At 63.4% G+C, this 19,946-nt stretch carries 19 protein-coding genes; 4 read left to right on the forward strand and 15 right to left on the reverse strand.

Annotation, left to right across the window (positions count from 1 at the left end; translation table 11 throughout):
• Nucleotides 1-74 precede the first annotated feature (74 nt).
• Entirely contained in the window at nucleotides 75-944 is an 870-nt protein-coding gene (locus C8C89_RS04030; RefSeq protein WP_243857893.1) for a TraB/GumN family protein, read from the reverse strand.
• Nucleotides 945-1,034: 90 nt separating this feature from the next.
• Between C8C89_RS04030 and C8C89_RS04035 the strand changes: the two genes are divergently transcribed.
• The 3 genes from C8C89_RS04035 to pabB all read left to right on the forward strand — a co-directional run bounded on the left by C8C89_RS04035 (nucleotide 1,035) and on the right by pabB (nucleotide 4,303).
• Nucleotides 1,035-1,769 carry a pyrimidine 5'-nucleotidase gene (locus C8C89_RS04035; protein WP_133988954.1) on the forward strand — a complete coding sequence of 245 codons (735 nt, stop codon included), beginning with the start codon at nucleotides 1,035-1,037 and terminating at the stop codon, nucleotides 1,767-1,769.
• Nucleotides 1,770-1,870: 101 nt separating this feature from the next.
• Nucleotides 1,871-2,446, forward strand: a complete 576-nt coding sequence (gene slmA, locus C8C89_RS04040) for a nucleoid occlusion factor SlmA (RefSeq protein ID WP_092798863.1) — start codon at nucleotides 1,871-1,873, stop codon at nucleotides 2,444-2,446.
• A gap of 21 nt (nucleotides 2,447-2,467) precedes the next feature.
• Nucleotides 2,468-4,303 carry an aminodeoxychorismate synthase component I gene (pabB, locus tag C8C89_RS04045; protein WP_133988955.1) on the forward strand — a complete coding sequence of 612 codons (1,836 nt, stop codon included), beginning with the start codon at nucleotides 2,468-2,470 and terminating at the stop codon, nucleotides 4,301-4,303.
• Here the strand turns inward: pabB and C8C89_RS04050 are convergent.
• Together C8C89_RS04050 and C8C89_RS04055 are read right to left on the reverse strand one after the other, a co-directional pair.
• Nucleotides 4,300-4,659 (reverse strand): DUF1428 domain-containing protein, encoded by a 360-nt coding sequence (locus tag C8C89_RS04050; RefSeq protein ID WP_076565604.1) that lies wholly within the window; start codon nucleotides 4,657-4,659, stop codon nucleotides 4,300-4,302. The genes pabB and C8C89_RS04050 overlap by 4 nt on opposite strands.
• A gap of 121 nt (nucleotides 4,660-4,780) precedes the next feature.
• Nucleotides 4,781-5,377, reverse strand: coding sequence for a glutathione peroxidase (locus C8C89_RS04055; protein WP_133988956.1), 597 nt, complete (start codon nucleotides 5,375-5,377; stop codon nucleotides 4,781-4,783).
• A gap of 176 nt (nucleotides 5,378-5,553) precedes the next feature.
• Between C8C89_RS04055 and C8C89_RS04060 the strand changes: the two genes are divergently transcribed.
• Nucleotides 5,554-6,681 (forward strand): poly(3-hydroxybutyrate) depolymerase, encoded by a 1,128-nt coding sequence (locus C8C89_RS04060; protein WP_101483388.1) that lies wholly within the window; start codon nucleotides 5,554-5,556, stop codon nucleotides 6,679-6,681.
• 6 nt (nucleotides 6,682-6,687) lie between these two features.
• Here C8C89_RS04060 and gabD read toward each other — a convergent pair whose 3' ends face one another.
• The 12 genes from gabD to xylF all read right to left on the reverse strand — a co-directional run bounded on the left by gabD (nucleotide 6,688) and on the right by xylF (nucleotide 19,870).
• Nucleotides 6,688-8,142: an NADP-dependent succinate-semialdehyde dehydrogenase gene (gene gabD, locus C8C89_RS04065; RefSeq protein ID WP_133988957.1), complete on the reverse strand. Its 1,455-nt coding sequence runs from the start codon at nucleotides 8,140-8,142 to the stop codon at nucleotides 6,688-6,690.
• Between the two features lie 92 nt (nucleotides 8,143-8,234).
• Complete coding sequence (locus C8C89_RS04070) at nucleotides 8,235-9,077, reverse strand: PPK2 family polyphosphate kinase (RefSeq protein ID WP_133988958.1); 843 nt, start codon at nucleotides 9,075-9,077, stop codon at nucleotides 8,235-8,237.
• On the reverse strand, nucleotides 9,074-9,496 hold the full coding sequence (locus tag C8C89_RS04075; protein ID WP_133988959.1) for a CoA-binding protein: 423 nt from the start codon (nucleotides 9,494-9,496) through the stop codon (nucleotides 9,074-9,076). The genes C8C89_RS04070 and C8C89_RS04075 overlap by 4 nt, the downstream gene beginning before the upstream one ends.
• 66 nt (nucleotides 9,497-9,562) lie before the next feature.
• Complete coding sequence (locus C8C89_RS04080; protein ID WP_101483384.1) at nucleotides 9,563-10,216, reverse strand: bifunctional 2-keto-4-hydroxyglutarate aldolase/2-keto-3-deoxy-6-phosphogluconate aldolase; 654 nt, start codon at nucleotides 10,214-10,216, stop codon at nucleotides 9,563-9,565.
• A gap of 13 nt (nucleotides 10,217-10,229) precedes the next feature.
• Entirely contained in the window at nucleotides 10,230-11,123 is an 894-nt protein-coding gene (locus C8C89_RS04085; RefSeq protein ID WP_133988960.1) for an SMP-30/gluconolactonase/LRE family protein, read from the reverse strand.
• A 14-nt stretch (nucleotides 11,124-11,137) separates the two neighbouring features.
• Nucleotides 11,138-12,868 (reverse strand): L-arabinonate dehydratase, encoded by a 1,731-nt coding sequence (araD, locus tag C8C89_RS04090; protein ID WP_101483382.1) that lies wholly within the window; start codon nucleotides 12,866-12,868, stop codon nucleotides 11,138-11,140.
• Nucleotides 12,865-13,878: a 2-dehydro-3-deoxygalactonokinase gene (locus C8C89_RS04095; RefSeq protein WP_133988961.1), complete on the reverse strand. Its 1,014-nt coding sequence runs from the start codon at nucleotides 13,876-13,878 to the stop codon at nucleotides 12,865-12,867. The genes araD and C8C89_RS04095 overlap by 4 nt, the downstream gene beginning before the upstream one ends.
• An 84-nt stretch (nucleotides 13,879-13,962) precedes the next feature.
• Complete coding sequence (locus C8C89_RS04100) at nucleotides 13,963-14,730, reverse strand: hypothetical protein (RefSeq protein ID WP_133988962.1); 768 nt, start codon at nucleotides 14,728-14,730, stop codon at nucleotides 13,963-13,965.
• Entirely contained in the window at nucleotides 14,727-15,926 is a 1,200-nt protein-coding gene (locus C8C89_RS04105) for a DNA-binding transcriptional regulator (RefSeq protein WP_101483379.1), read from the reverse strand. Before C8C89_RS04105 ends, C8C89_RS04100 begins: the two co-directional genes overlap by 4 nt.
• Before the next feature lie 32 nt (nucleotides 15,927-15,958).
• Nucleotides 15,959-17,101 (reverse strand): sugar ABC transporter permease, encoded by a 1,143-nt coding sequence (locus tag C8C89_RS04110; protein ID WP_101483378.1) that lies wholly within the window; start codon nucleotides 17,099-17,101, stop codon nucleotides 15,959-15,961.
• A complete protein-coding gene (gene xylG, locus C8C89_RS04115) occupies nucleotides 17,098-18,669 on the reverse strand; it encodes a D-xylose ABC transporter ATP-binding protein (RefSeq protein ID WP_133988963.1) in 1,572 nt (523 codons plus the stop codon). Before xylG ends, C8C89_RS04110 begins: the two co-directional genes overlap by 4 nt.
• A 199-nt stretch (nucleotides 18,670-18,868) precedes the next feature.
• Nucleotides 18,869-19,870, reverse strand: a complete 1,002-nt coding sequence (gene xylF, locus C8C89_RS04120; RefSeq protein ID WP_208327671.1) for a D-xylose ABC transporter substrate-binding protein — start codon at nucleotides 19,868-19,870, stop codon at nucleotides 18,869-18,871.
• Between the last annotated feature and the right edge of the window lie 76 nt (nucleotides 19,871-19,946).

Genomic DNA, 19,946 nt, shown 5'->3' on the forward strand with positions numbered 1-19,946 from the left:
ACTGTCCATGGCGGCGTTGTCCTGAACACTTTTCCATCTGCTCTGCTATCTGTAGCCCGCATCTACTGCGCGTTTCAATACACCCGCTCGACCTTCAAACCCTTCTGACGCAACAGATCCGGCACGCTTTTCGTTCCGACCAGATGCAGCACGCCGATGGCGGCCAGGCTGTTCTTTTCGCGCGCCAGCAGCTTGGCGATGCCGTCGGCCAGGGCCGGGTTGCGGCCATCGAGCAGCACTTTTTGCACGAATTGCGCGGCGAACGAAGGGTCTGTTGCCGCTTTCGCAGCCAGCTTGTCAAAGGCGGCCGCGTCGGCCGTGCGCCAGGCGTTGGCGATCTCGCGCGCTTCCTGGCTTTGTTCCTGATCTTCGATCGACGCCACGCCGTCTTCCAGGAAGCGGCACTGGTCGACCGGCGACATGGCGCCAAACAGCGCCATCTGGCCTTCCATCGATTCGAGTTCCACCACGGGGATCTTGCGCGCCTTGGCCTGCTGCGACAGATAATTGTCCACCGCCAGGTCGGAGCGGTAGCCGAGGCTGGAAAATTCGCCGATGGCCAGCATGCTGGCCAGCATCCACGGCTTCATCGGCGCCACCGATTCGGCTGCAATGCCGTATTTTTGCAACAGCGGCGCCAAGCGCGGCGCCAGGGTCTGGCGGCAGTCAATCGGTACTTTGCTACCCGGTGCCTCCATGCCGTATTTCAGCACGGCGCCCAGTGCGGCGCGCGGATCGGCGCCGGGATCGATCTCCAGCGCCAGCGCCCCGGCGCCTTCCAATGCCTGCGTTACGGTCGGCTCCAGCGGATAAAAATCGGGCGCGCCCACATGGATGGTACCGAACAAATACAGGGTGTGGCTGGCATCCTGCACCTTGAACAGGGCGCCCCGGTTTTGCGCCACGGGCGGCGCTTCCGCCAAGGCCGCCTGCAACGGCAGCAAGAATAATCCGCAAAACATCACTATAATCTGGCGTCGCATGGTTTTCCTGATTGTTGAATTTTTCATCTACTCTCGCTAGCAAAGACTCTTGTGCCTGTGTCCCATCTTAACCGCTCGTCGCCGGTGTGGCTGTTTGACCTCGACAACACGCTGCACAATGCCTCGCATGCCATTTTCCCCACCATCACGGCCAATATGAACACGTATATTGCCCGCGTACTGGGCGACGGCGTGACGCCAGCCGACGACGCCATCGTCAATGCGGCGCGCGCGGCCTACTGGCGCCGCTATGGCGCCACCTTGCTGGGCATGGTCAAGCACCATCAGGTGCAGGCCGCGCACTTCCTCCACGAGACGCATACCTTCGACGATTTGCGCGCCATGATACGCGCAGAGCGGGGGTTGGGGGCTTTACTCAAACGCCTGCCAGGCCGTAAAATTTTACTCACCAACGCGCCGCTGCGCTATTCGAGCGACGTGATGCGCCACCTGGGCCTGCGTCAGCACTTTGCGCAGCATATCGCCATCGAGGCGATGCATGTGCACCGCCAGCTGCGGCCCAAGCCATCGACCCTGATGCTGCGCAAACTGATGCGCAAGCACCAGATCCGCCCTGGCCGCTGCATCCTGGTGGAAGACACCCTGGCCAACCTGAAGGGCGCAAAAAGACTGGGCCTGCGTACGGCCTGGGTAACGCAATACCTGAAAATGGCCGATCCGATCGGCGTGGCGAAGTTGCCCAAGGCGTTAAATCGCCCCGCTTACGTCGATGTCAAAGTAAAATCTGTCCGGCATTTGGCACGCCGCCTTCACCGTCTGCGTTGAAGGGGACTCCTGCGCTTCCGGTTGACGCCGGAAGCCACACCGCTAGCGGCGGTGACGGACTCCCCATCAAGGCAGCATTTTTTTTAACGACAAGAGAAAATATGGCAAGCACACCGCCGGGCCAACGCAGGCTACAAATTCTTCAGGCCCTCGCCGCAATGCTGGAGCAGCCGAAAGGCGAAAAGATCACTACTGCCGCACTGGCGGCCAGACTGGCCGTGTCGGAAGCGGCCCTGTACCGACATTTCGCCAGCAAGGCGCAAATGTTCGAAGGGCTGATCGAATTCATCGAGTCGAGCGTCTTCGGGCTGATCAACCAGATCGCGGACAAGCACAGCGACGGCATGACGCAGACGCGCGACATCATCGGCATGCTGCTCAATTTTGCCATCAGCAATCCGGGCATGACGCGCGTGCTGATCGGCGATGCGCTGGTCAATGAGGACGAGCGCCTGCAAGTACGCATGAACCAGTTCTACGACCGCGTGGAACTGGCTCTCAAGCAGGCCTTGCGCGTGGCCGCCGCCGAAGGCCATGGCAAGGAAAGCGAAGTGGCGGCGCGCGCCACCCTGATCGTCAGCTTCGTCATCGGACGCTGGCACCGCTACGCCAAGAGCGGCTTCAAGATCAATCCATCCCAGGAAGCGGCGCTGCAAATCGCCATGCTGCTGGGGTAAGTCACCGCCGCGGCTGTCACCATGCATACCGACTGTTTCGCCCTGCTCGACGACGCCAGCACCCCGGGCGCCGGTTCGCGCCTGTACACGGGCCTGGCGGCGGTCTTGCGGTGCACCGAGGGGGAACATTGGCCGGCCCTGCTCCAGGGGCTGCAAGGGGCGTTAGAACGCGGCCAATACGCCGTCAGCGTGTGCAGCTACGAGCTGGGTGCGCATTTGCTGGCCATGCCGCCACGCGCGGCCATCTCCGGCGCGCCGCCGCTGGCGCAAGTACTCGTCTTTGACCAATGCACGCAGCTGTCGCAGGACGAGGTGGCACGGTGGCTGGACGAACGCGTCCGCGCGGACGCCGCGCCGGCCGGCGTGGCCGATATACACGCGAATGTGGATCAAGCCGAATTCACCCGCGCGCTGCACCGCATCCACGACTACATCGTGGCCGGCGACACCTACCAGGTCAACTATACGTATCGTTTGCGCTTCGACGCCTTCGGCTCGCCCCTGGCCCTGTATGCGCGGCTGCGTGCGCGCCAGCCCGTACCCTACGGCGCGCTGGTGATGCTGCCCGATGGCAGCGCACTGCTGTCACTGTCGCCGGAGCTGTTCGTGCGCCATGCGCAAGGCGAGTTGAAGGCGCGTCCCATGAAAGGCACGGCGCCGGCCGCCCCTGCGGATCAAGTGGCAGAGAACGCGCGCCGCGCCAGCGCCCTAGCCAATGATCCAAAGAATCGCGCGGAAAACCTGATGATCGTTGACCTGCTGCGCAACGACATCGGCCGCATCGCCGTCACGGGCTCCGTCAAGGTGCCGGCCCTGTTCGAAGTCACGCGCTACAGCAGCGTGCTGCAAATGACCTCCACCGTGCAGGCGCGCTTGCGCGAGGATGCCAGCCTGGCCGATATTTTCCAGGCATTGTATCCATGCGGCTCAATCACGGGCGCGCCGAAACGGCGGACCATGGAAATCATCGCCGAACTGGAGGGGGCGCCACGCGGTATCTACACGGGCGCCATCGGCTGGTTCGATCCTCCCGCCGCCGGCGCTGTCCACGCGGTAGGCAACTTCTGCATGTCCGTACCGATCCGCACGCTGGCGCTGCAGGCACCCGGGACGAACGGCATCCGGCGCGGCGAGATGGGCGTGGGCGCCGGCATCGTGCTCGACAGCGACCCGCAGGAGGAATTTGCGGAGTGTCAGCTCAAGGCCCGCTTCCTGACGGGGCTGAGCAACGACTTCGAACTGTTCGAGACCCTGCATGCCAGCCGTGCCGGTGGCTGCCGCCAGCAGGAGCGCCATCTGGCACGCCTGGCCACCTCCAGCGCCTACTTCGGTTTTGCCTGGGATGACAACGCTGCCCGCATCGCGCTGCAGGCGGCCTGCGCGGCACGCCCCGACGATGCCCCTTTCCGCCTGCGCCTGGCGCTGCGCCAGGATGGCCAGTTTACGGTGCAAAGCGGCACGCTGGCCCCTTTGCCAGCCACGGTCAATGTCATGCTGGCGCCTGACCCTACGATGGCAAACGACCTGTTCCTGCGCCACAAGAGCAGCGTGCGCGCGCACTACGATGCAGCCTGGCGCGCGGCCGAGGCGCAAGGCGGCTTCGACATGCTGTTCTTTAACGAGCGGGGTGAGCTGACCGAGGGCGGACGCAGCAATGTCTTCATCCGGCTCGATGGCCGCTGGCATACGCCGCCCCTGTCCTGCGGCCTGCTGCCTGGCGTGCAACGCGCGGCCATGCTGGCCGATCCCGCCTGGGATGCGCAGGAAACCATCATTACGCGCGCCATGCTGGCGCAGGCAGAGGCGATTGTCGTGTGCAATGCGCTACGCGGGGCGTTGCCGGCAGAAATTATTTAAAGATCCACACGCATTTCATAACCACCATAGATCATCCGCTTGCCATCGAACGGCAGCTTGGCCGGATCCATCATCTCGGCCAGGCGGGGGTCTTTCATGACCTTGTCGTTGATTTCATCGCGCTTCGCGCGCGACTCATACACGATCCATGAAAACACCACCACTTCGCCATCCTGCAAGTCCACCGCCTGCGGGAACGAGGTCAGCTTTCCGGGTTTGACGTCGTCGCCCACGCATTCGCGAAATTCAAGCGCGCCATATTCGCGCCAGACGGCGCCGCAGGCGCGCGACATGGCCAGGTAAGCATCGAGCTTGGCTTTCGGTACGGGCACCACAAATCCATCGACATACGCCATGATGTTCTCCTTGATGGTTGTTTTGACAAACACGAACAACCAGCTTAGGACAATGATGGGAAGGCGACAAGCACGGCATTAAAAAAAAGCAGGCATTCAAGCCTGCTTGTGTATCGGCAACTTACATCGCCAGCGCTTTTTCCACCGCGCCAACCAGCTTCTTGTCGTCCGGCGTCACCTTGCTGGGGAAGCTGTCGACGACCTTGCCATGGCGGTCGATCAGGTATTTATGGAAATTCCAGGCCGGCGTCTTGCCCGTTTGCTTGATCAGATCCACGTATAGCGGATTCGGCGTGGGGCCGGAGACCACCGATTTGGCGAACATGGGGAACTTCACGCCGTAGGTGTTGTAGCAGAAATCGGCGATTTCCTTGCTATTGCCGGGTTCCTGCTTGCCAAAATCGTTCGACGGGAAACCCAGCACCACCAGGCCCTTGCTGCCGTACTTCGCGTACAGCGCTTCGAGCCCTTCGTATTGATTAGTAAAACCACAATAACTGGCCGTATTCACGACCAGCACGACCTTGCCCGCGTACTGGCACAGATTTTGCGGTACTTCATCCTGCAAGCGCTTGAATGTCTGCTTGAGGATGGCAGGACAAGCGGCCGCTGAAGCACTCGTGGCAGCAGCGGTTTCAGCAGCATGGGCTGGCACGGCCAGGGCGGAACTGGCGGCAAGGGTGGTCAGCGCGAAGAGCTGGGCAAGGGTCTTGGACATGAAGGGCACCATGGTCGAAAAGGAAAAAAACCATTCTATGTCAAACGCCGCGCACGCGTATGATGGCCACAACCACTGCGATTGCTTGACCGGCATCAAGAACGGTGCAGTACTTGCCCAACACACAGTTTTTTTACCTATGCTCGGCCTTCCTGCCCTTGCCCTGTGGAGTAGCCATGCCCTTCCCGCAACTGACCGCATTACCCACCACCCTGCTGGCCGCCAGCCTGCTCATCCTGGCGCCAGACGGCGCATCCGCCGCCACGGCCGTCAAGACAGTCAAGACGGGCACCGCGAGCAAAGACGCCCCCGCCCTGCCCGCCTACCAGGCTGACCTGAGCCAGACCACCGTATCGGGCCTGTCCTCGGGCGGCTTCATGGCGGCGCAATTTGCCGTCGCCTACTCGGCCACCGTCGCCGGTGCCGGCATCATCGCGGGCGGCCCGTATTTCTGTTCGGGCCAGCCGGGCCGCTTCCCCTACATTCCCTATCTGACGAATGCCCTGAGCACCTGCATGAATCCCGGCAGCGCGCAGGTGGCGCCGCCTGTCGCCAGCGAATTGCTGCGCGCGGCCAACGACTTCGCGCGCGCCCGTCTCATCGACGACACGGCCAACCTGAAACGCCAGCGCATCTATCTTTTCAGCGGAACGAAAGACCAGACCGTGACGCGGCCGGTAGTGGAGCAGGTGGGAAAATTCTATGCATTGGCGGGCACGCCGGCGGCGCAGATCCGCTTCGTCGACACGCTAGTCGCAGGCCACGCCATCTTGACCGACAGCCAGCAGGACAAGCCCTGCGCCGTGACGGAGTCGCCCTTCATCAACGACTGCGACTACGTGCAGGCGCGCGACATCCTGCAGCACCTGTACCCGGACCTGCAGCCCTCGTCGAGCACCCTGAGGGGCAAGCTGATCGCCTTCAATCAGCGCAGCTTCATCCAGAACGCGTACTCCAGCATGAACAATACAGGCTACGCCTACATCCCGAAAGCCTGCGACAGCGAGAGCTGCCGCGTGCATGTGGTCTTCCACGGCTGCCTGCAAACGACGCAAGCGATCGGCGACCGTTTCTATACCAGCACCGGCTACAACCAGGTGGCGGATGCCAACAAGATCATCGTGCTGTATCCGCAAGCCGAACCGAGCCCCGTCTACCCGTACAACCCGAAAGGCTGCTGGGATTTCTGGGGCTACACCAGCATCAATCCGATCGACCCGGATTTTTACCGCAAGAGCGGCACGCAGATGGAGGCGGTCAAGGGCATGCTGGACCGCCTCGCCGCGCGCCGCGGCTCACGCTAGGATGCCTTAGATGCCGCCCATGCAGATGTACTTGATAACGAGATAATCCTCGATACCGTAGGTCGACCCTTCACGGCCCAGGCCCGATTGCTTGACGCCGCCGAAGGGCGCGATCTCGTTCGAGATCAGGCCCGTGTTGACGCCAACCATACCCGTTTCCAGGCCTTCTGCCACGCGCCAGATGCGGCCGATGTCGCGCGAATAGAAGTAGGCGGCCAGGCCGAATTCCGTGTTATTGGCCAGGGCGATGACTTCATCGTCCGTCTTGAAACGGAACAGGGGCGCCAGCGGGCCGAAGGTTTCTTCCGTCGCCACGCGCATGTCGTTCGTCACATCGGCGATGATGGTCGGCTCGAAAAAGCCGTTGCCCAGCGCATGACGCTTGCCGCCAGCCAGCAGGCGGCCGCCCTTGGCCAATGCATCGGCCACGTGCTCTTCCACCTTGGCGACGGCCTTGCCATCGATCAGCGGGCCTTGCGTCACGCCCGCCTCGATGCCATTGCCGACCTTCAGCTTGGCCACGGCGGCCACCAGCTTTTCGGCAAACGCGTCATACACGCTGTCCTGCACGTACAGGCGATTGGCGCAGACGCAAGTCTGGCCCGCGTTGCGGTATTTCGAGGCGATGGCGCCTTCCACGGCCGCGTCCAGGTCGGCGTCGTCAAAGACGATGAACGGCGCATTGCCGCCCAGTTCCAGCGACAGCTTCTTTATCGTCGGCGCGCATTGCTCTGCCAGCAAGCGGCCCACCTGAGTCGAGCCCGTAAACGTCAGCTTGCGCACGATAGGGTTCGACGTCATTTCGCCGCCGATGTCTTTCGGCGCACCCGTGACGATGCTGAACACGCCTGCAGGCACGCCCGCGCGCTCGGCCAGCACGGCCAGCGCCAGCGCCGAAAACGGCGTTGCTTCAGCCGGTTTCAAGACCATCGGGCAGCCGGCGGCCAGGGCCGGACCGACTTTGCGGGTGATCATGGCGGCGGGGAAATTCCATGGCGTGATGGCGGCGCACACGCCGATCGGCTCCTTGGTGATGACCAGGCGGCGGTCAGGCCATGGCGATTGCAGGGTATCGCCCGCGACGCGCTTGCCTTCTTCGGCAAACCACTCGATGAAGGAGGCGCCGAACTGCACTTCGCCCTTCGCCTCCGGCAACGGCTTACCCTGCTCGGTGGTCATGATCAGCGCGAGGTCGTCGGCGTTTTCCAGGATCAGGTCATGCCAGCGGCGCAGCACGGCCGCGCGCTCCTTGGCCGTCTTCTTGCGCCAGGCAGGCCAGGCGGCATTGGCCGCCTCGATGGCGCGGCGCGTCTCGGCTGCGCCCATCAGGGGCACCGTGCCGATATGCTCGCCGGTGGCGGGATTGCTCACATTAATCGTCTGGCCACCATCGGCATCTGCCCAGGCTCCATTCAGGTAAGCCTGGTGACGCAACAAGGTAGGATCTTTCAACTGCAGCATATGGATCTCCGGTCTGGTTTGAATTATCGACGAGGGATACTATGCCACAGCGCGGCCGATTCCGCAGGCGCAGCGCTGAACTGCCCTCAGCTCTACTCGACCTTGAAAGACGACAGTTTCGGGTCCGGCGCCGGGTATTCCAGCTTCATGCCCTGCAGGGTTTCCAGCAGCAGGGAGGCGACCACCAGGTTGCGCTGGGTCTTGGAATTGGACGGCACCACGTACCACGGCGCGTGATCGGCATCCGTCTCGCGGATCGCCGTTTCATAGGCGCGCTGGTAGCCATCCCACTTCTTGCGCTGGGCGATATCGTTGGGATCGAACTTCCACTGGCGGTCTGGATCGTCGAGCCGCTCCTGCAGCCGTCCGCGTTGCTCGTCCTTGGAGATATGCAGGAAGACTTTCAGGATGACGGTGCCCGTTTCGCTCAGCATGCGCTCGAAATCGCGGATCTGCGCGTAGCGGCGCTGGCATTCGGCCTTGTCTATCATGTCCTGCACGCGCGTGATCAGTACATCTTCATAATGGCTGCGATTGAAGATGGCGATCTCGCCCTTGACGGGCACCTGCTGGTGCACGCGCCACAGGTAATCGTGCGCCAGTTCGATATCGGTGGGGCCCTTGAACGCCACGGCGCGAATGCCCATCGGGTTGATATTGCTGAAGATGGCCTTGACGGTACCATCCTTGCCCGACGTGTCCATGCCCTGCAGGACCAGCAGCACCTTTTTCTTGTGCTGCGCATACAGCATGCTCTGGCACTCGGCGATCTGCGCCGTCAGCGCCACGGTTTCCTCGCGGTCCAGGGCCTTGCACTGGGCTGGCGTCAGCTTCTTGTTCGCCGCCTTGGTGGCGGCGCCCAGCAGGCGCTTGCCGGCGAATTTCTCGTTCAGCTCAAAGCCCTGCCCGGCACGAAATTGCGTGCGCGCCTTCATGCCGCCACCGCCAGCTTGCGGTGCTCGATTTTTGTGCAATGGTCCATCACCACGTCCAGGCCCGCCGCCCGCGCCAGCTGCGCCGCCTCTTCATTGACGACGTCGAGCTGCAGCCACAGGCAGCCGGCCTTGACGGCAACGGCTTCCACGGCGATGGGCAAAATATCTGCCGACTTGCGGAAGCAGTCGACGATGTCGATGCGCGCCGGCGCGACAGCCGCCGCGGCCTCCGTCAGGGTGGCGTAAGCGCGCTGCCCCAGCACGTCGTGCCCTGCGAGTGCAGGATTGACGGGCAACACGCGGTAGCCATGCTGCAACAGGTAATCTGCCACTTCATGGCTGGCGCGTTCGGGCTTGTCGGACATGCCGACGATGGCGATGATGCGGCTCTCTTGCAGGATGCGGGCGATGTTGGGCATATTCTGGTCGTGGTTAGGCGTGCGACATTGCCCGCCTAGCGTAGCAGAATTATCCCGCTGCGGGAGCTAGCCAGAAGATCTAGCCGTGCGCACCAACGCCATCTTCGCCACGAAGGCCTGTGCGCGCGCCGTCACTGCCGCATAGTCTCCCGTAGCGCCCGGTCCACTCAGGCTGCTGCCGATACCCACGGCCACGGCACCGCTGGCAAACCATTCCTGCAGGTTCTCCACCGTCACGCCGCCGGTCGGCATCAATGGCGCTTGCGGCAAGGGGGCGCGCAGGGCCTTGATGTAGGCGGGGCCGAACATCTCGGCGGGGAAAACCTTGACGATGTCGGCGCCCGCCTGCAGGGCCGTGACGATTTCCGTCGGCGTCATCGCCCCCGGCATGGCCAGCACCTGGTAGCGCTGGCACAGCGCGATGGTTTCCACGTTCACGCCGGGCGAGATGATGAACTGGGCGCCGGCCAGGATGGCGGCGCGCGCCGTCTCGGTATCAAGCACCGTGCCCGCACCCAGCAGCACGTCATGACCATGGCGTTCCCGCAGGGTGCGCAACACGCCCAGGGTATCTGGCGTCGTGAAGGCCACTTCCAGCGCCGTGATACCGCCGGCGATGCATGCCTCGGCGATCTGCACGGCCGCCTGCGCCGAAGGTGCGCGTACGATGCCCACCATGCCCCGTTCAATAATGCCCTCAAAAACCGTGTGCTTTTGCATATGCTATCTCCTGTCAGGCCGGCAGGGCGCCAAAGCGCACTTCCGGCAAACCGCGCACATCCACCTGGCGCGCATGAAACAATCCACCGGCCAGCGGTTCGCTCGCCAGCTGCGCCGGCGTCAAACTCTCCTGAGCGGTGGTGACGAACAATTCGTCGTAGTGGGGCCCACCCAGGCTCACGCAGCTGGGCTGCGACACGGGCAAGGTGATCGCGCGCTCGACGCTGCCGTCCGGCGCGAAGCGCAAGACCGTGCCGGCGCCCCATTGCGCGCTCCACAGGTGGTCATCCGCATCGATGGTGGCGCCGTCGGCGGCGCCGGGCCCCGGCTCGAGCACGGCAAACACGCGCACCCGGCTGGCATCGCCCCCCAGGTAATCATCCCAGCGGTAGATCGCCTTCTTCATCGAGTCGCAAAAGTACATGGCCGTGCCATCGACACTGAAGCAAATGCTGTTCGAGATGGCGATCTGCGGCAGCGGCAAGCATTCCAGGCTCAGGTCCAGGTTGAGGCGGTAGAAGCTGGCGATGGCATCGCGGCACGGGCGCTCATCGAGCGTGCCAAAGACAAAGCGTCCCTGGCGGTCGCAGCGGCCATCGTTCAGGCGCGTCATGGGCAAGTCCGCCTCCACCGTGTGCAGGAGCGTGACGGCGCCGCTGCGCGCGTCAAACCAGGCCAGTCCGGAGGCTAGTCCCAGCAGCAGCACGTCGTCGCTGTCCGTCAGCGCAAAGCACGCCAGGCGCTCGGGCATGGCCCAGCTCCGGCGCTCTCCCGTGGCCAGCACCAGCGCATGCAGCTGGCAGCCTTCGATATTCGTCCAGAAAACGCGACCGCTGCGTTCGCACCAGCGCACGCCCTCGCCCAGGAAGTTCTGCGCATCGACCAGTAATTGGGCCCGTGTCCCCATATCTGCTCCTTCTTTCAATGTGACTCACGCGGCACTGCAGAACCGCGGCAACCGACGAGGAAGTCGAGGTCCGCGCCTTCGTCGGCCTGCGTCACGTGCTTGATGTACATAGCCTGGTAGCCGCCCTTCATGGCCGGCTGAGGTGCGCTCCATTCTGCACGCCGGCGCGCCAGCTCGGCCTCGTCGACGTCCAGATGCAAACGCCGTCCCGCCACGTCCAGTTCAATCATGTCGCCATCGCGCACCAGTGCCAGCGGGCCGCCCACGGCCGCTTCCGGCGCCACGTGCAGTACCACCGTACCGTAGGCAGTACCGCTCATGCGCGCATCCGAAATGCGCACCATGTCGCGGACACCCTGCTCCAGCAGTTTTTTCGGCAGTCCCATATTGCCCACTTCAGCCATGCCCGGATAGCCCTGCGGGCCGCAATTCTGCAGCACCATCACGCAGCTGGCATCGATATCGAGCGCAGGATCGTCGACGCGCTTTTTGTAATGCTCGATGCTGTTGAAGACGACGGCGCGGCCACGGTGCTGCATCAGTTCCGGCGAGGCGGCGGACGGCTTGATGACGGCGCCGCGCGGGGCCAGGTTGCCATGCAGGACGGCGATGCCGCCCTCGTCCTTGAAAGGCTGCGCCAGCGGCGTGATCACTTCGGGATTGAAATTTTCCGCCTCGGCCACGTTGACGGCCATGCTGGCGCCCGTGACGGTAAGCGCCTCGCCATGCAATTTGCCCAGCAGGTCGCGGATGATCACCGGCAGGCCGCCCGCATAGTAAAAATCTTCCATCAGGTACTGGCCCGACGGCATCAGGTTCAGCAAACAAGGAATGTCGCGGCCCAGGCGGTCCCAGTCGCCCAGTCGCATGTCCACGCCGATGCGCCCGGCAATGGCCAGCAGGTGGATCACGGCATTGGTCGAGCCGCCGATGGCGCCGTTGACCATGATGGCGTTTTCAAACGCGTCGCGCGTGAGGATCTGCGACAGTTTCAGGTCTTCATGCACCATGTCGACGATGCGCCGCCCCGTCAGCTGCGCCTGCAGCTTGCGGCGCGCATCGACGGCGGGGATGGCGGCGTTGCCGGGCAAGGTCACGCCCAGCGCCTCGACCATGCTGGCCATGGTGGACGCCGTGCCCATGGTCATGCAGTGGCCGGCGGAGCGCGACATGCACGATTCGGCCTGCTTGAATTCGTTTGATGTCATGCGCCCGGCGCGCACGTCTTCGGAAAACTTCCACACATCCGTGCCCGAGCCGATCGGTTTTCCGCGGTAATTGCCGTTCAACATGGGGCCGCCCGACAGCACGATGGTGGGCAAGTCCACGCTGGCCGCGCCCATCAGCAAGGCCGGGGTGGTCTTGTCGCAGCCCGTCAGCAGCACCACGCCGTCGATCGGGTTGGCGCGTATCGATTCCTCGACATCCATGCTGGCCAGGTTACGGAACAGCATGGCCGTCGGGCGCAGATTCGTCTCGCCCAGCGACATCACGGGGAATTCGACAGGAAAGCCGCCCGCCTCGAGCACGCCACGCTTGACCATCTCGGCCAGGTCGCGGAAATGGCCATTGCAAGGTGTCAGCTCGGACCAGGTATTGCAAATGCCGATGACGGGACGGCCATCGAAAGCGTCACTGGGATAGCCCTGGTTCTTCATCCAGCTGCGGTGAATAAAACTGTCCTTGTCGTCGCCGCCAAACCACGCTTGCGAACGCAAGGGACGCTTGTTCTTGTTGTCACTCATACTGTCTCCTGCGGGGAAATCAAGCCGCGCGCAGCGGCGATCAGCAGCGCACCGTGACCGGCCAGATAATCCTGCTGCTGGTCGTCGACGATGATGCGCTTGCCATAAAAAAATCCGTGTTCTTCGATCAGCAGCCCGAGCGCCTGGCGCAACATGGGCTTGCCGGTAATGACGAGCGGTGTATCGGGCCGCATCTGGATGGCGGTACTGTTGCGCAGTGCCAGCAAGTCGCCGCTGAGGACGGCGCCCATCAAAAAATTGGCCCGCTCATTGCATTCGACGGCGCTGAACTGGCCCAGGGTGCGCACGCTGAAGCAGGCGCGCGCCAGCCCTGTTTTTTGCGCCGCAGCCGCGCCGGCCAGCAGCATTTTCGGCACCAGGGTCTGGGCAAAACCGCCATCGACCGATTGCTTGATCAGCGTGTGCTGCGTGATTGCCTGCAGCAGCTCGCCAGCGATGGTGGTGCTGCAGCCGAGGATGCGGCGCTGCTCGTCCACGCTGATCAATTTGGTATGCGAACCGGGCATGATCAGGGTCGCCGCGCCCCGCAGTTGCAGGCGCTCGAGCAGCGCGATAACTTCCGTCTCTTCGCCGCGCATCATGTCCATCGCTTCGACGTTATGCAGGCCGACGGCGCCATGCTGGTTGCGCACGCCGGGGATCAGCCACAGGGGCTGCGCCAGCACGTCGGGCAAGTCCACCGCCAGCATGCCTTGCGCCAGCTGGGCCAGGCCGGCGGGCGCCGGCAAATGCGGCACTTCCTGCACCCCCATGGGTGAGGTGATCATGCCCGAGGCCAGCGCCAGGTCAACCTCGGACGGCGCAATGCCCGCGCTGGCCAGCACGCTGGCGATGGTGTCGCGCAGCGCCTGTTTCAGCGCACCGTTATGACCGTCGATGGCGGTATTGCGCACGCCCGTTTCCAGCTGCGCCTGGGCGACGACGGCGCCCGCGCGCCACAGCAAGGTACGCGTATTGGTGGTGCCGGCATCGATGGTGAGTATGTTCATGGGCAGGTTCGCAGCGTTGGTAAGGGCAAAAATAAATGAGGGAAAAACCACCCCATGGTAGAACTGCCACGCATATCTGACCAATCACTTATTTGACATCATTGATACCGGTTCTGATATGTCAAACGCGTCGATATCCTGCACGCCCAATCGGTAGGCGAGCTTGAACTGCTTCACCTGTCCCGGCTGCAATTGCACGCCCTGCGCCAGCAGGGAAAAACAGCGCGCATCGGAGTACAGACGGCAGCTATCCTGGGTACTGGAAAAACGCAAGACCCGGCCGGAAGCGGGGTCGGCAACCCGCGCCGCTTCGCGCAGCTGGCCGCAGCCCGTCCAGTAAAAGTCATGCCGGAATCCCGGCAAGTGCACCAGCGCGGGCCAGGCCAGGCGCGAAGCGAGCGGCGCCGGCTGGCGGAAGTCAAACGCGCTGCCGGCCACATCGAGAAGAGCGCCGCCCGCGCCGCCGCCGGGCCAGTAGCGATCGGCGGCCAGGCGCAGCACATGGTCGCCCACGCTAGCGCGGCGGCCCTGCAGATTGAACAGGGGCGCAGCAAGCGCAAACCGGGAAACAGTATCGGCCGTGGCAGTGCAATCGAGGTGCAGGCTGCCATCGTCGTCGAGCCGGTAAGCCAGGTGCACCGACAGGCCGTCTTGTGCCAGGCGCAACAGCAAGTGGCCGCCGTCCGGCGATGCACACTGCCAGCCCGTGGAAGCACGCCCCGCAGGGGGCACCGCTCCCAGCACATCGGCCAGGCGGCCATAGCGGTCGGGCGCCCACCAGGCCCGCACACTGGCATCGTGCGCGTCGATGGCCACGCGCATGCCGCGCGCATTGCGCAGCAGGTGCATCATGGCGCCTGTCCGGGGGCTGGCGGTGGCCGGCTGCGTTGCTGGAATTCGCGCGGCGTGCAACCGAGTTCGCGCTTGAAGACGGCATGCATGTACTGCACCGTGGTAAAGCCGCAACGCACAGCCACCTCGGCCACCTGCCCCGGCCCGCGCGCCAGCAGGGTCTTGGCCGCATCGAGCTTGAAATGCAGGATCTCGTCGTGCACGCTGCGCCCCAGCTCATGGCGAAAGTGCGATTCGAGCGAGGAGCGCGACACCCCCACGTAATCGGCCACCTGCTCCGTCTTGATGCCCTGGCACGCATACTGGCGGATGAAGTGGCGCGCCTGCATCACCTGCGGATGCTGGAAGGGCTGGTGGCGGGTGGAGGCAAGCACGTTCAGGCCGGCCGGCGGTACCAGGATGCGCGTGCCGGACAGGCGCGCGCCATTCAGCATCTGGTGCAGCAAATGCGCCGCCGTGCGGCCCATTTCCTCCGTTCCCTGGATCACGGAACTGAGCGGAATGCGCGTGAGCATGCGCGCCAGCGGATCGTTGTCGATGCCGATCAGGGCCACTTGCTCCGGCACGGCGATGCCCGCATGCATGCAGGCTTGCAGCAGCTGGCGCGCGCGCGCGTCGCTGACGGCGATGATGCCGACGGGTTTTTCCAGGCTGTTGAGCCAGGCGATCTGCTGCTCCACCGCTTCATCCCACGCGGGCGCGCTGGTGGCGACGCCCCGGTACACGTCGGCGCGCATGTGGTCGCGCTCCATCAATGCGCAAAAAGCCGTTTCGCGCTCCTGCGCCCAGCGGTTGACGTCCGCCTCGGGCAGGCTGAAACAGGCAAAGCGCGTCAGGCCCGCTTCCACCAGGTGCTCATAGGCCAGCTTGACGATCTTGAAATTATCGGTTGCCACATACGGAATGCCGGCCGGGTAATCGTCCGTGCGCGCATACGAGCCGCCAACGGCCACCACGGGCAGACGGCTGTGGGCCAGCGCAGCGCAGACGGCGGGATCGTCGAAATCGGCGATGATGCCGTCGCCTTGCCAGCGTTCGATGCCGGGAAGGCGGCAGCGAAAATCCTCTTCCAGGAACAGGTCCCACGACACGCGCGTGGTATTCAGGTAGGCGGCGATGCCCGCGATGATGTCGCGGTCGTAGATTTTATTCCCGTTAAACAGCAGCGCGATCCGGTGCGCGGTCGGCATCTTCATGGTGTCTCCTCCCGTGCCAGATTTTTTCACGGCTATCTGCGCCCTGCCCGCGTGCTGACATCGACCCACACGGCGAGGGTGAGGATACTGCCTTTCACGATCATCTGCCAGTAAGTGTCGACGTCCAGCATGGACATGCCGTTATCCAGGCTGGCCATCACCAGCGCGCCGATCAAGGCGCCATACACCGTGCCCGAGCCGCCGCGCATCGAAGTGCCGCCGATGAAGCAGGCGGCGATGGCATCGAGTTCGCTGAAGGTGCCGGCTGACGGCGACCCGGCCGCCAGCCGGCCCGTGTTGATCAGGCCAGCCAGCGCGCACATCAGGCCCATAATGCCGAAGATCCACAGCTTGACGGCTTTCACGTTGATGCCGGACAAACGCGTCGCCTCCATATTGCTGCCCACGGCGTAGATGCGGCGGCCAAACACGGTCTGGCTGGTGATGTAGCTGAACAGTCCCAGCAAGGCCAGCAGCAACAGCACGGGCAGCGGGATGCCTTCATAACCGTTCAGGGTTTGCACGAAGGCATACAGCACGGCGCCGATGACGGCCAGGCGCAAGCCATCGGCCCAGGGCGCCGTCTGCGGCAAGCCATGCTGCGCGCGGCTGGCGCGCGCGCGCCACGTCAGGAAGGCGGCCAGCAGGAACAGGCCGATGCCCAGCGCAATGCCGGGCATCGCGGGCAGGTAGCCTTGCCCCAGGTAGACCATAGGCTCAGAGACGGGCGCGATCGTGATACCGCCCGTGATGCCCAACAGGATGCCGCGATACGCCAGCATGCCGCCCAGTCCGACAATAAAGGAGGGGATGCCCCGGTACGCCGTCAGGTAGCCATTGAGCAAACCTATCACCAGGCCGCAGCCGAGTACTGCCGCCAGGTTCAGCGCCAGCGGCCAGTGCTGCGTCACGTCCAGCACGGCGGCGATGCCGCCTAATAGGCCCAGCAGGGAGCCGATCGACAGGTCTATCTCGCCGGCGATAATCACCAGCACCATGCCGCAGGCGAGGATGCCGGTGACAGACATCTGGCGCAGCAGGTTCGACAGGTTGCGCGGTGTGAGGAAACTGCCCTGCGTCTTCCACGAAAAGAAGGCCCAGATCAAGGCGACCGCGATCAGCAGGGCCAGCATCTTGTATTGGGTGAACAGCTGTTTGATACTGTGCGGTTTCATGCTGCGGGTTCCTTGTTGTCGGTATGGGCGGCTGGCACCGGGCGCTGGTCCAGCGCCGCCGCCAGCACGGTTTCCTGGCTCAGGCCATCGTTGATAAAGTCGCCGCGCAGGCGGCCCTCGCCCATCACCAGCACGCGGTCGGACACGCCCAGCACTTCTGCCAGTTCCGACGAGACCATGATGATGGCCACGCCCTGGTCGGCCAGCGCCAGCATCAATTTGTAGATTTCATATTTGGCGCCCACATCGACGCCACGCGTGGGTTCGTCGAGGATCAGCACGCGCGGGCGCGTCAGCAGCATCTTCGCCAGCACGGCTTTTTGCTGGTTGCCGCCCGACAAGCTCGTAATGGGCAGCGACGGGCTGGCCGCCTTCAGTTCCAGCTGGGCGATCTCGCCGCGCACGGCCTTCAATTCAGCCTCTCCATCGATGCGCGTGGCGCGCGCGAATTGCTCCAGCACAGCCAGGGTGATGTTCTGCCCCACGTCGAGATCGGGCACGATGCCGTGATGCTTGCGGTCTTCCGGCACCATGGCCAGGCCCATGGCAATCGCCTTTTGCGGCGAGCGGGTATCGATCTTGCGGCCATCGAGCCAGACTTCGGCCTGGCACGGCCCCTGATAGGCGCCGAACAGGGCAGAGACCAGCTCCGTGCGCCCCGCCCCGACGAGACCGGCGATGCCGAGGATCTCGCCTTTGCGCAGGGTGAACGAGACGTCGTCGACGCGCTTGCGCTGCGGATTGTCGGCGTCGATGCAGCTCACGTGGCGTGCCTCGAACAGCACCTCGCCGATCGCATCTTTTTTTGTGCGCTGCGGATACAGCTGGTTCATTTCGCGGCCCACCATCTGCGCGATGATGCGTTCCACATTCATCTGCGCCATCGGCGTGGTGGCGATATGCTTGCCGTCGCGGATGACGACGATGGTGTCGCAGATGGCCGCCACTTCATCGAGCTTGTGCGAAATGTAGATGCAGGTGACGCCCTTGGCTTTCAGAGCACGCAGGATATCGAGCAGCACGGCGATTTCCGACGCCGTCAGCGACGACGACGGCTCGTCGAGAATCAGCAAGCGCGCATTCTTGTTCAGCGCCTTGGCGATTTCCACCAGTTGCTGGTGGCCACCGCCGTAGTTCATCACGGGCTGCGCCACGTTCAGTTCGGGAATTTTCAGTTCGCGCAGCAGCTCGTCGGCGCGCTTGTACATGGCCGCATAATGCATGCGCCCGCCCGGCAGGGTGAGCTCGCGGCCCATGAAGATATTCTCGGCCACGGACAGCTGCGGCACCAGCATCAGTTCCTGGTGGATGATGATAATGCCCGCGTCTTCCGTATCGCGGATCGATTGCGCGCGCAAGGGCTGGCCATCCCACAGGATGTCACCATCCCAGGTGCCGTGCGGGTACACGCCGGACAGCACCTTCATCAGGGTTGACTTGCCGGCGCCATTCTCGCCGCACAAGCCGATGCACTCGCCGGCCCGCACCTGCAGGTCGATGCCGTCAAGCGCGCGGACACCGCCAAACTGTTTGACGATGCCTTTCATTTCAAGCAGATAGTCGGACATGCTCACTCTCGTTGCGGATACGGGGGGGGAAATGTCGGATTACGCGACGCCAAGGCGTCGCTAATCCGACCTACGATCGATGCGGACGGCCGACACCACAACCGGCGTTTCCGGAGCCGGCGATTGTCGGATAACGGCCGATGCGGGCAATCGTAGGTCGGCTTAGCGCGCAGCGCGTAAGCCGACATCAAGCGGGTGATCAATTACCCAGCTGCGCCTTGGTATAGAAGCCGTCATCGACGAGAATGTTCACATTCGCCTTGGTCAGCGGCGTTGGTTTCAGCAGCACGGTGCTGACTTTTTTCAGGCCGTTGTCATAGCTGGAGTTGTAGGCCGGCTTTTCATTGCGCGCCAGCTGGATGGCCAGCTTGGCCGCTTCCGAAGCGATGGTTTTCAACGGTTTGTAGACCGTCATCGATTGCGTGCCGGCGATCACGCGTTTCACCGCCGCCAGATCGGCGTCCTGGCCCGAGACCGGCACCTTGCCGGCCAGCTTTTGCGCGGCCAGCGCCTGGATGGCGCCGCCGGCCGTGCCGTCGTTCGAGGCGACGATGGCGTCGATCTTGTTGCCGTTGGCCGTCAGCGCGTTTTCCACGATGGACAGCGCTTCGGTGGCGCTCCAGTCCTTCACCCACTGCTGGCCAACGATCTTGATGTCACCCTTGTCGATGAACGGTTTCAGTACCTTCATCTGGCCTTCGCGCAGCATCTTGGCGTTGTTGTCGGTCGGCGAGCCGCCCAGCAGGTAGTAATTGCCCTTCGGCTGCAGCTTGGTCACGCCTTCGGCCTGCATTTCGCCCACTTTCTCGTTGTCGAACGAGATATACGCGTCGATATCGGCGTTCAGGATCAGGCGGTCATACGACAGCACCTTGATGCCGGCCTTTTTCGCCTCCTTGACGGTGTTGTTGAGGACTGTGGCGTTGAACGGCACGATCACCAGCACGTCCACGCCGCGCGAGATCAGGTTCTCGATCTGCGAAATCTGGCGCTGCTCGCTGGCGTCGGCCGATTGCACGAAGACCTTGGCGCCCTGCTTTTCGGCGGCGGCGATGAAGAAATCGCGGTCGCGCGTCCAGCGTTCCACGCGCAAATCGTCGATGGAAAAACCGATCTTCGGGTTTTTCGCATCGGCCAGGGCGGCGCTGCTGGTCAATGCCAGCATGGCGGTCATGATGGCTGCGCTGATGATCTTGTTCATTGTGTGTCTCCTTGTGGATTTTATTAACAACGTTTTTTCACTGCGGGGTACTTCTAAAATCACGTCGGGTTACGCC

Source organism: Janthinobacterium sp. 75, from assembly GCF_004365495.1.
Lineage (GTDB): Bacteria > Pseudomonadota > Gammaproteobacteria > Burkholderiales > Burkholderiaceae_D > Janthinobacterium.

Bases quoted from the DNA above. Each gene is read 5' to 3' on its own strand.
- C8C89_RS04050 (WP_076565604.1), bottom strand. From the start codon at position 4,659: ATGGCGTATGTCGATGGATTTGTGGTGCCCGTACCGAAAGCCAAGCTC.
- pabB (WP_133988955.1), top strand. From the start codon at position 2,468: ATGCATACCGACTGTTTCGCCCTGCTCGACGACGCCAGCACCCCGGGC.
- xylG (WP_133988963.1), bottom strand. From the start codon at position 18,669: ATGTCCGACTATCTGCTTGAAATGAAAGGCATCGTCAAACAGTTTGGC.
- araD (WP_101483382.1), bottom strand. From the start codon at position 12,868: ATGAGTGACAACAAGAACAAGCGTCCCTTGCGTTCGCAAGCGTGGTTT.
- gabD (WP_133988957.1), bottom strand. From the start codon at position 8,142: ATGCTGCAGTTGAAAGATCCTACCTTGTTGCGTCACCAGGCTTACCTG.
- C8C89_RS04060 (WP_101483388.1), top strand. From the start codon at position 5,554: ATGCCCTTCCCGCAACTGACCGCATTACCCACCACCCTGCTGGCCGCC.
- C8C89_RS04085 (WP_133988960.1), bottom strand. From the start codon at position 11,123: ATGGGGACACGGGCCCAATTACTGGTCGATGCGCAGAACTTCCTGGGC.
- xylF (WP_208327671.1), bottom strand. From the start codon at position 19,870: ATGAACAAGATCATCAGCGCAGCCATCATGACCGCCATGCTGGCATTG.
- C8C89_RS04100 (WP_133988962.1), bottom strand. From the start codon at position 14,730: ATGATGCACCTGCTGCGCAATGCGCGCGGCATGCGCGTGGCCATCGAC.
- C8C89_RS04080 (WP_101483384.1), bottom strand. From the start codon at position 10,216: ATGCAAAAGCACACGGTTTTTGAGGGCATTATTGAACGGGGCATGGTG.
- C8C89_RS04110 (WP_101483378.1), bottom strand. From the start codon at position 17,101: ATGAAACCGCACAGTATCAAACAGCTGTTCACCCAATACAAGATGCTG.
- C8C89_RS04105 (WP_101483379.1), bottom strand. From the start codon at position 15,926: ATGAAGATGCCGACCGCGCACCGGATCGCGCTGCTGTTTAACGGGAAT.
- C8C89_RS04095 (WP_133988961.1), bottom strand. From the start codon at position 13,878: ATGAACATACTCACCATCGATGCCGGCACCACCAATACGCGTACCTTG.
- C8C89_RS04075 (WP_133988959.1), bottom strand. From the start codon at position 9,496: ATGCCCAACATCGCCCGCATCCTGCAAGAGAGCCGCATCATCGCCATC.
- slmA (WP_092798863.1), top strand. From the start codon at position 1,871: ATGGCAAGCACACCGCCGGGCCAACGCAGGCTACAAATTCTTCAGGCC.
- C8C89_RS04070 (WP_133988958.1), bottom strand. From the start codon at position 9,077: ATGAAGGCGCGCACGCAATTTCGTGCCGGGCAGGGCTTTGAGCTGAAC.
- C8C89_RS04055 (WP_133988956.1), bottom strand. From the start codon at position 5,377: ATGTCCAAGACCCTTGCCCAGCTCTTCGCGCTGACCACCCTTGCCGCC.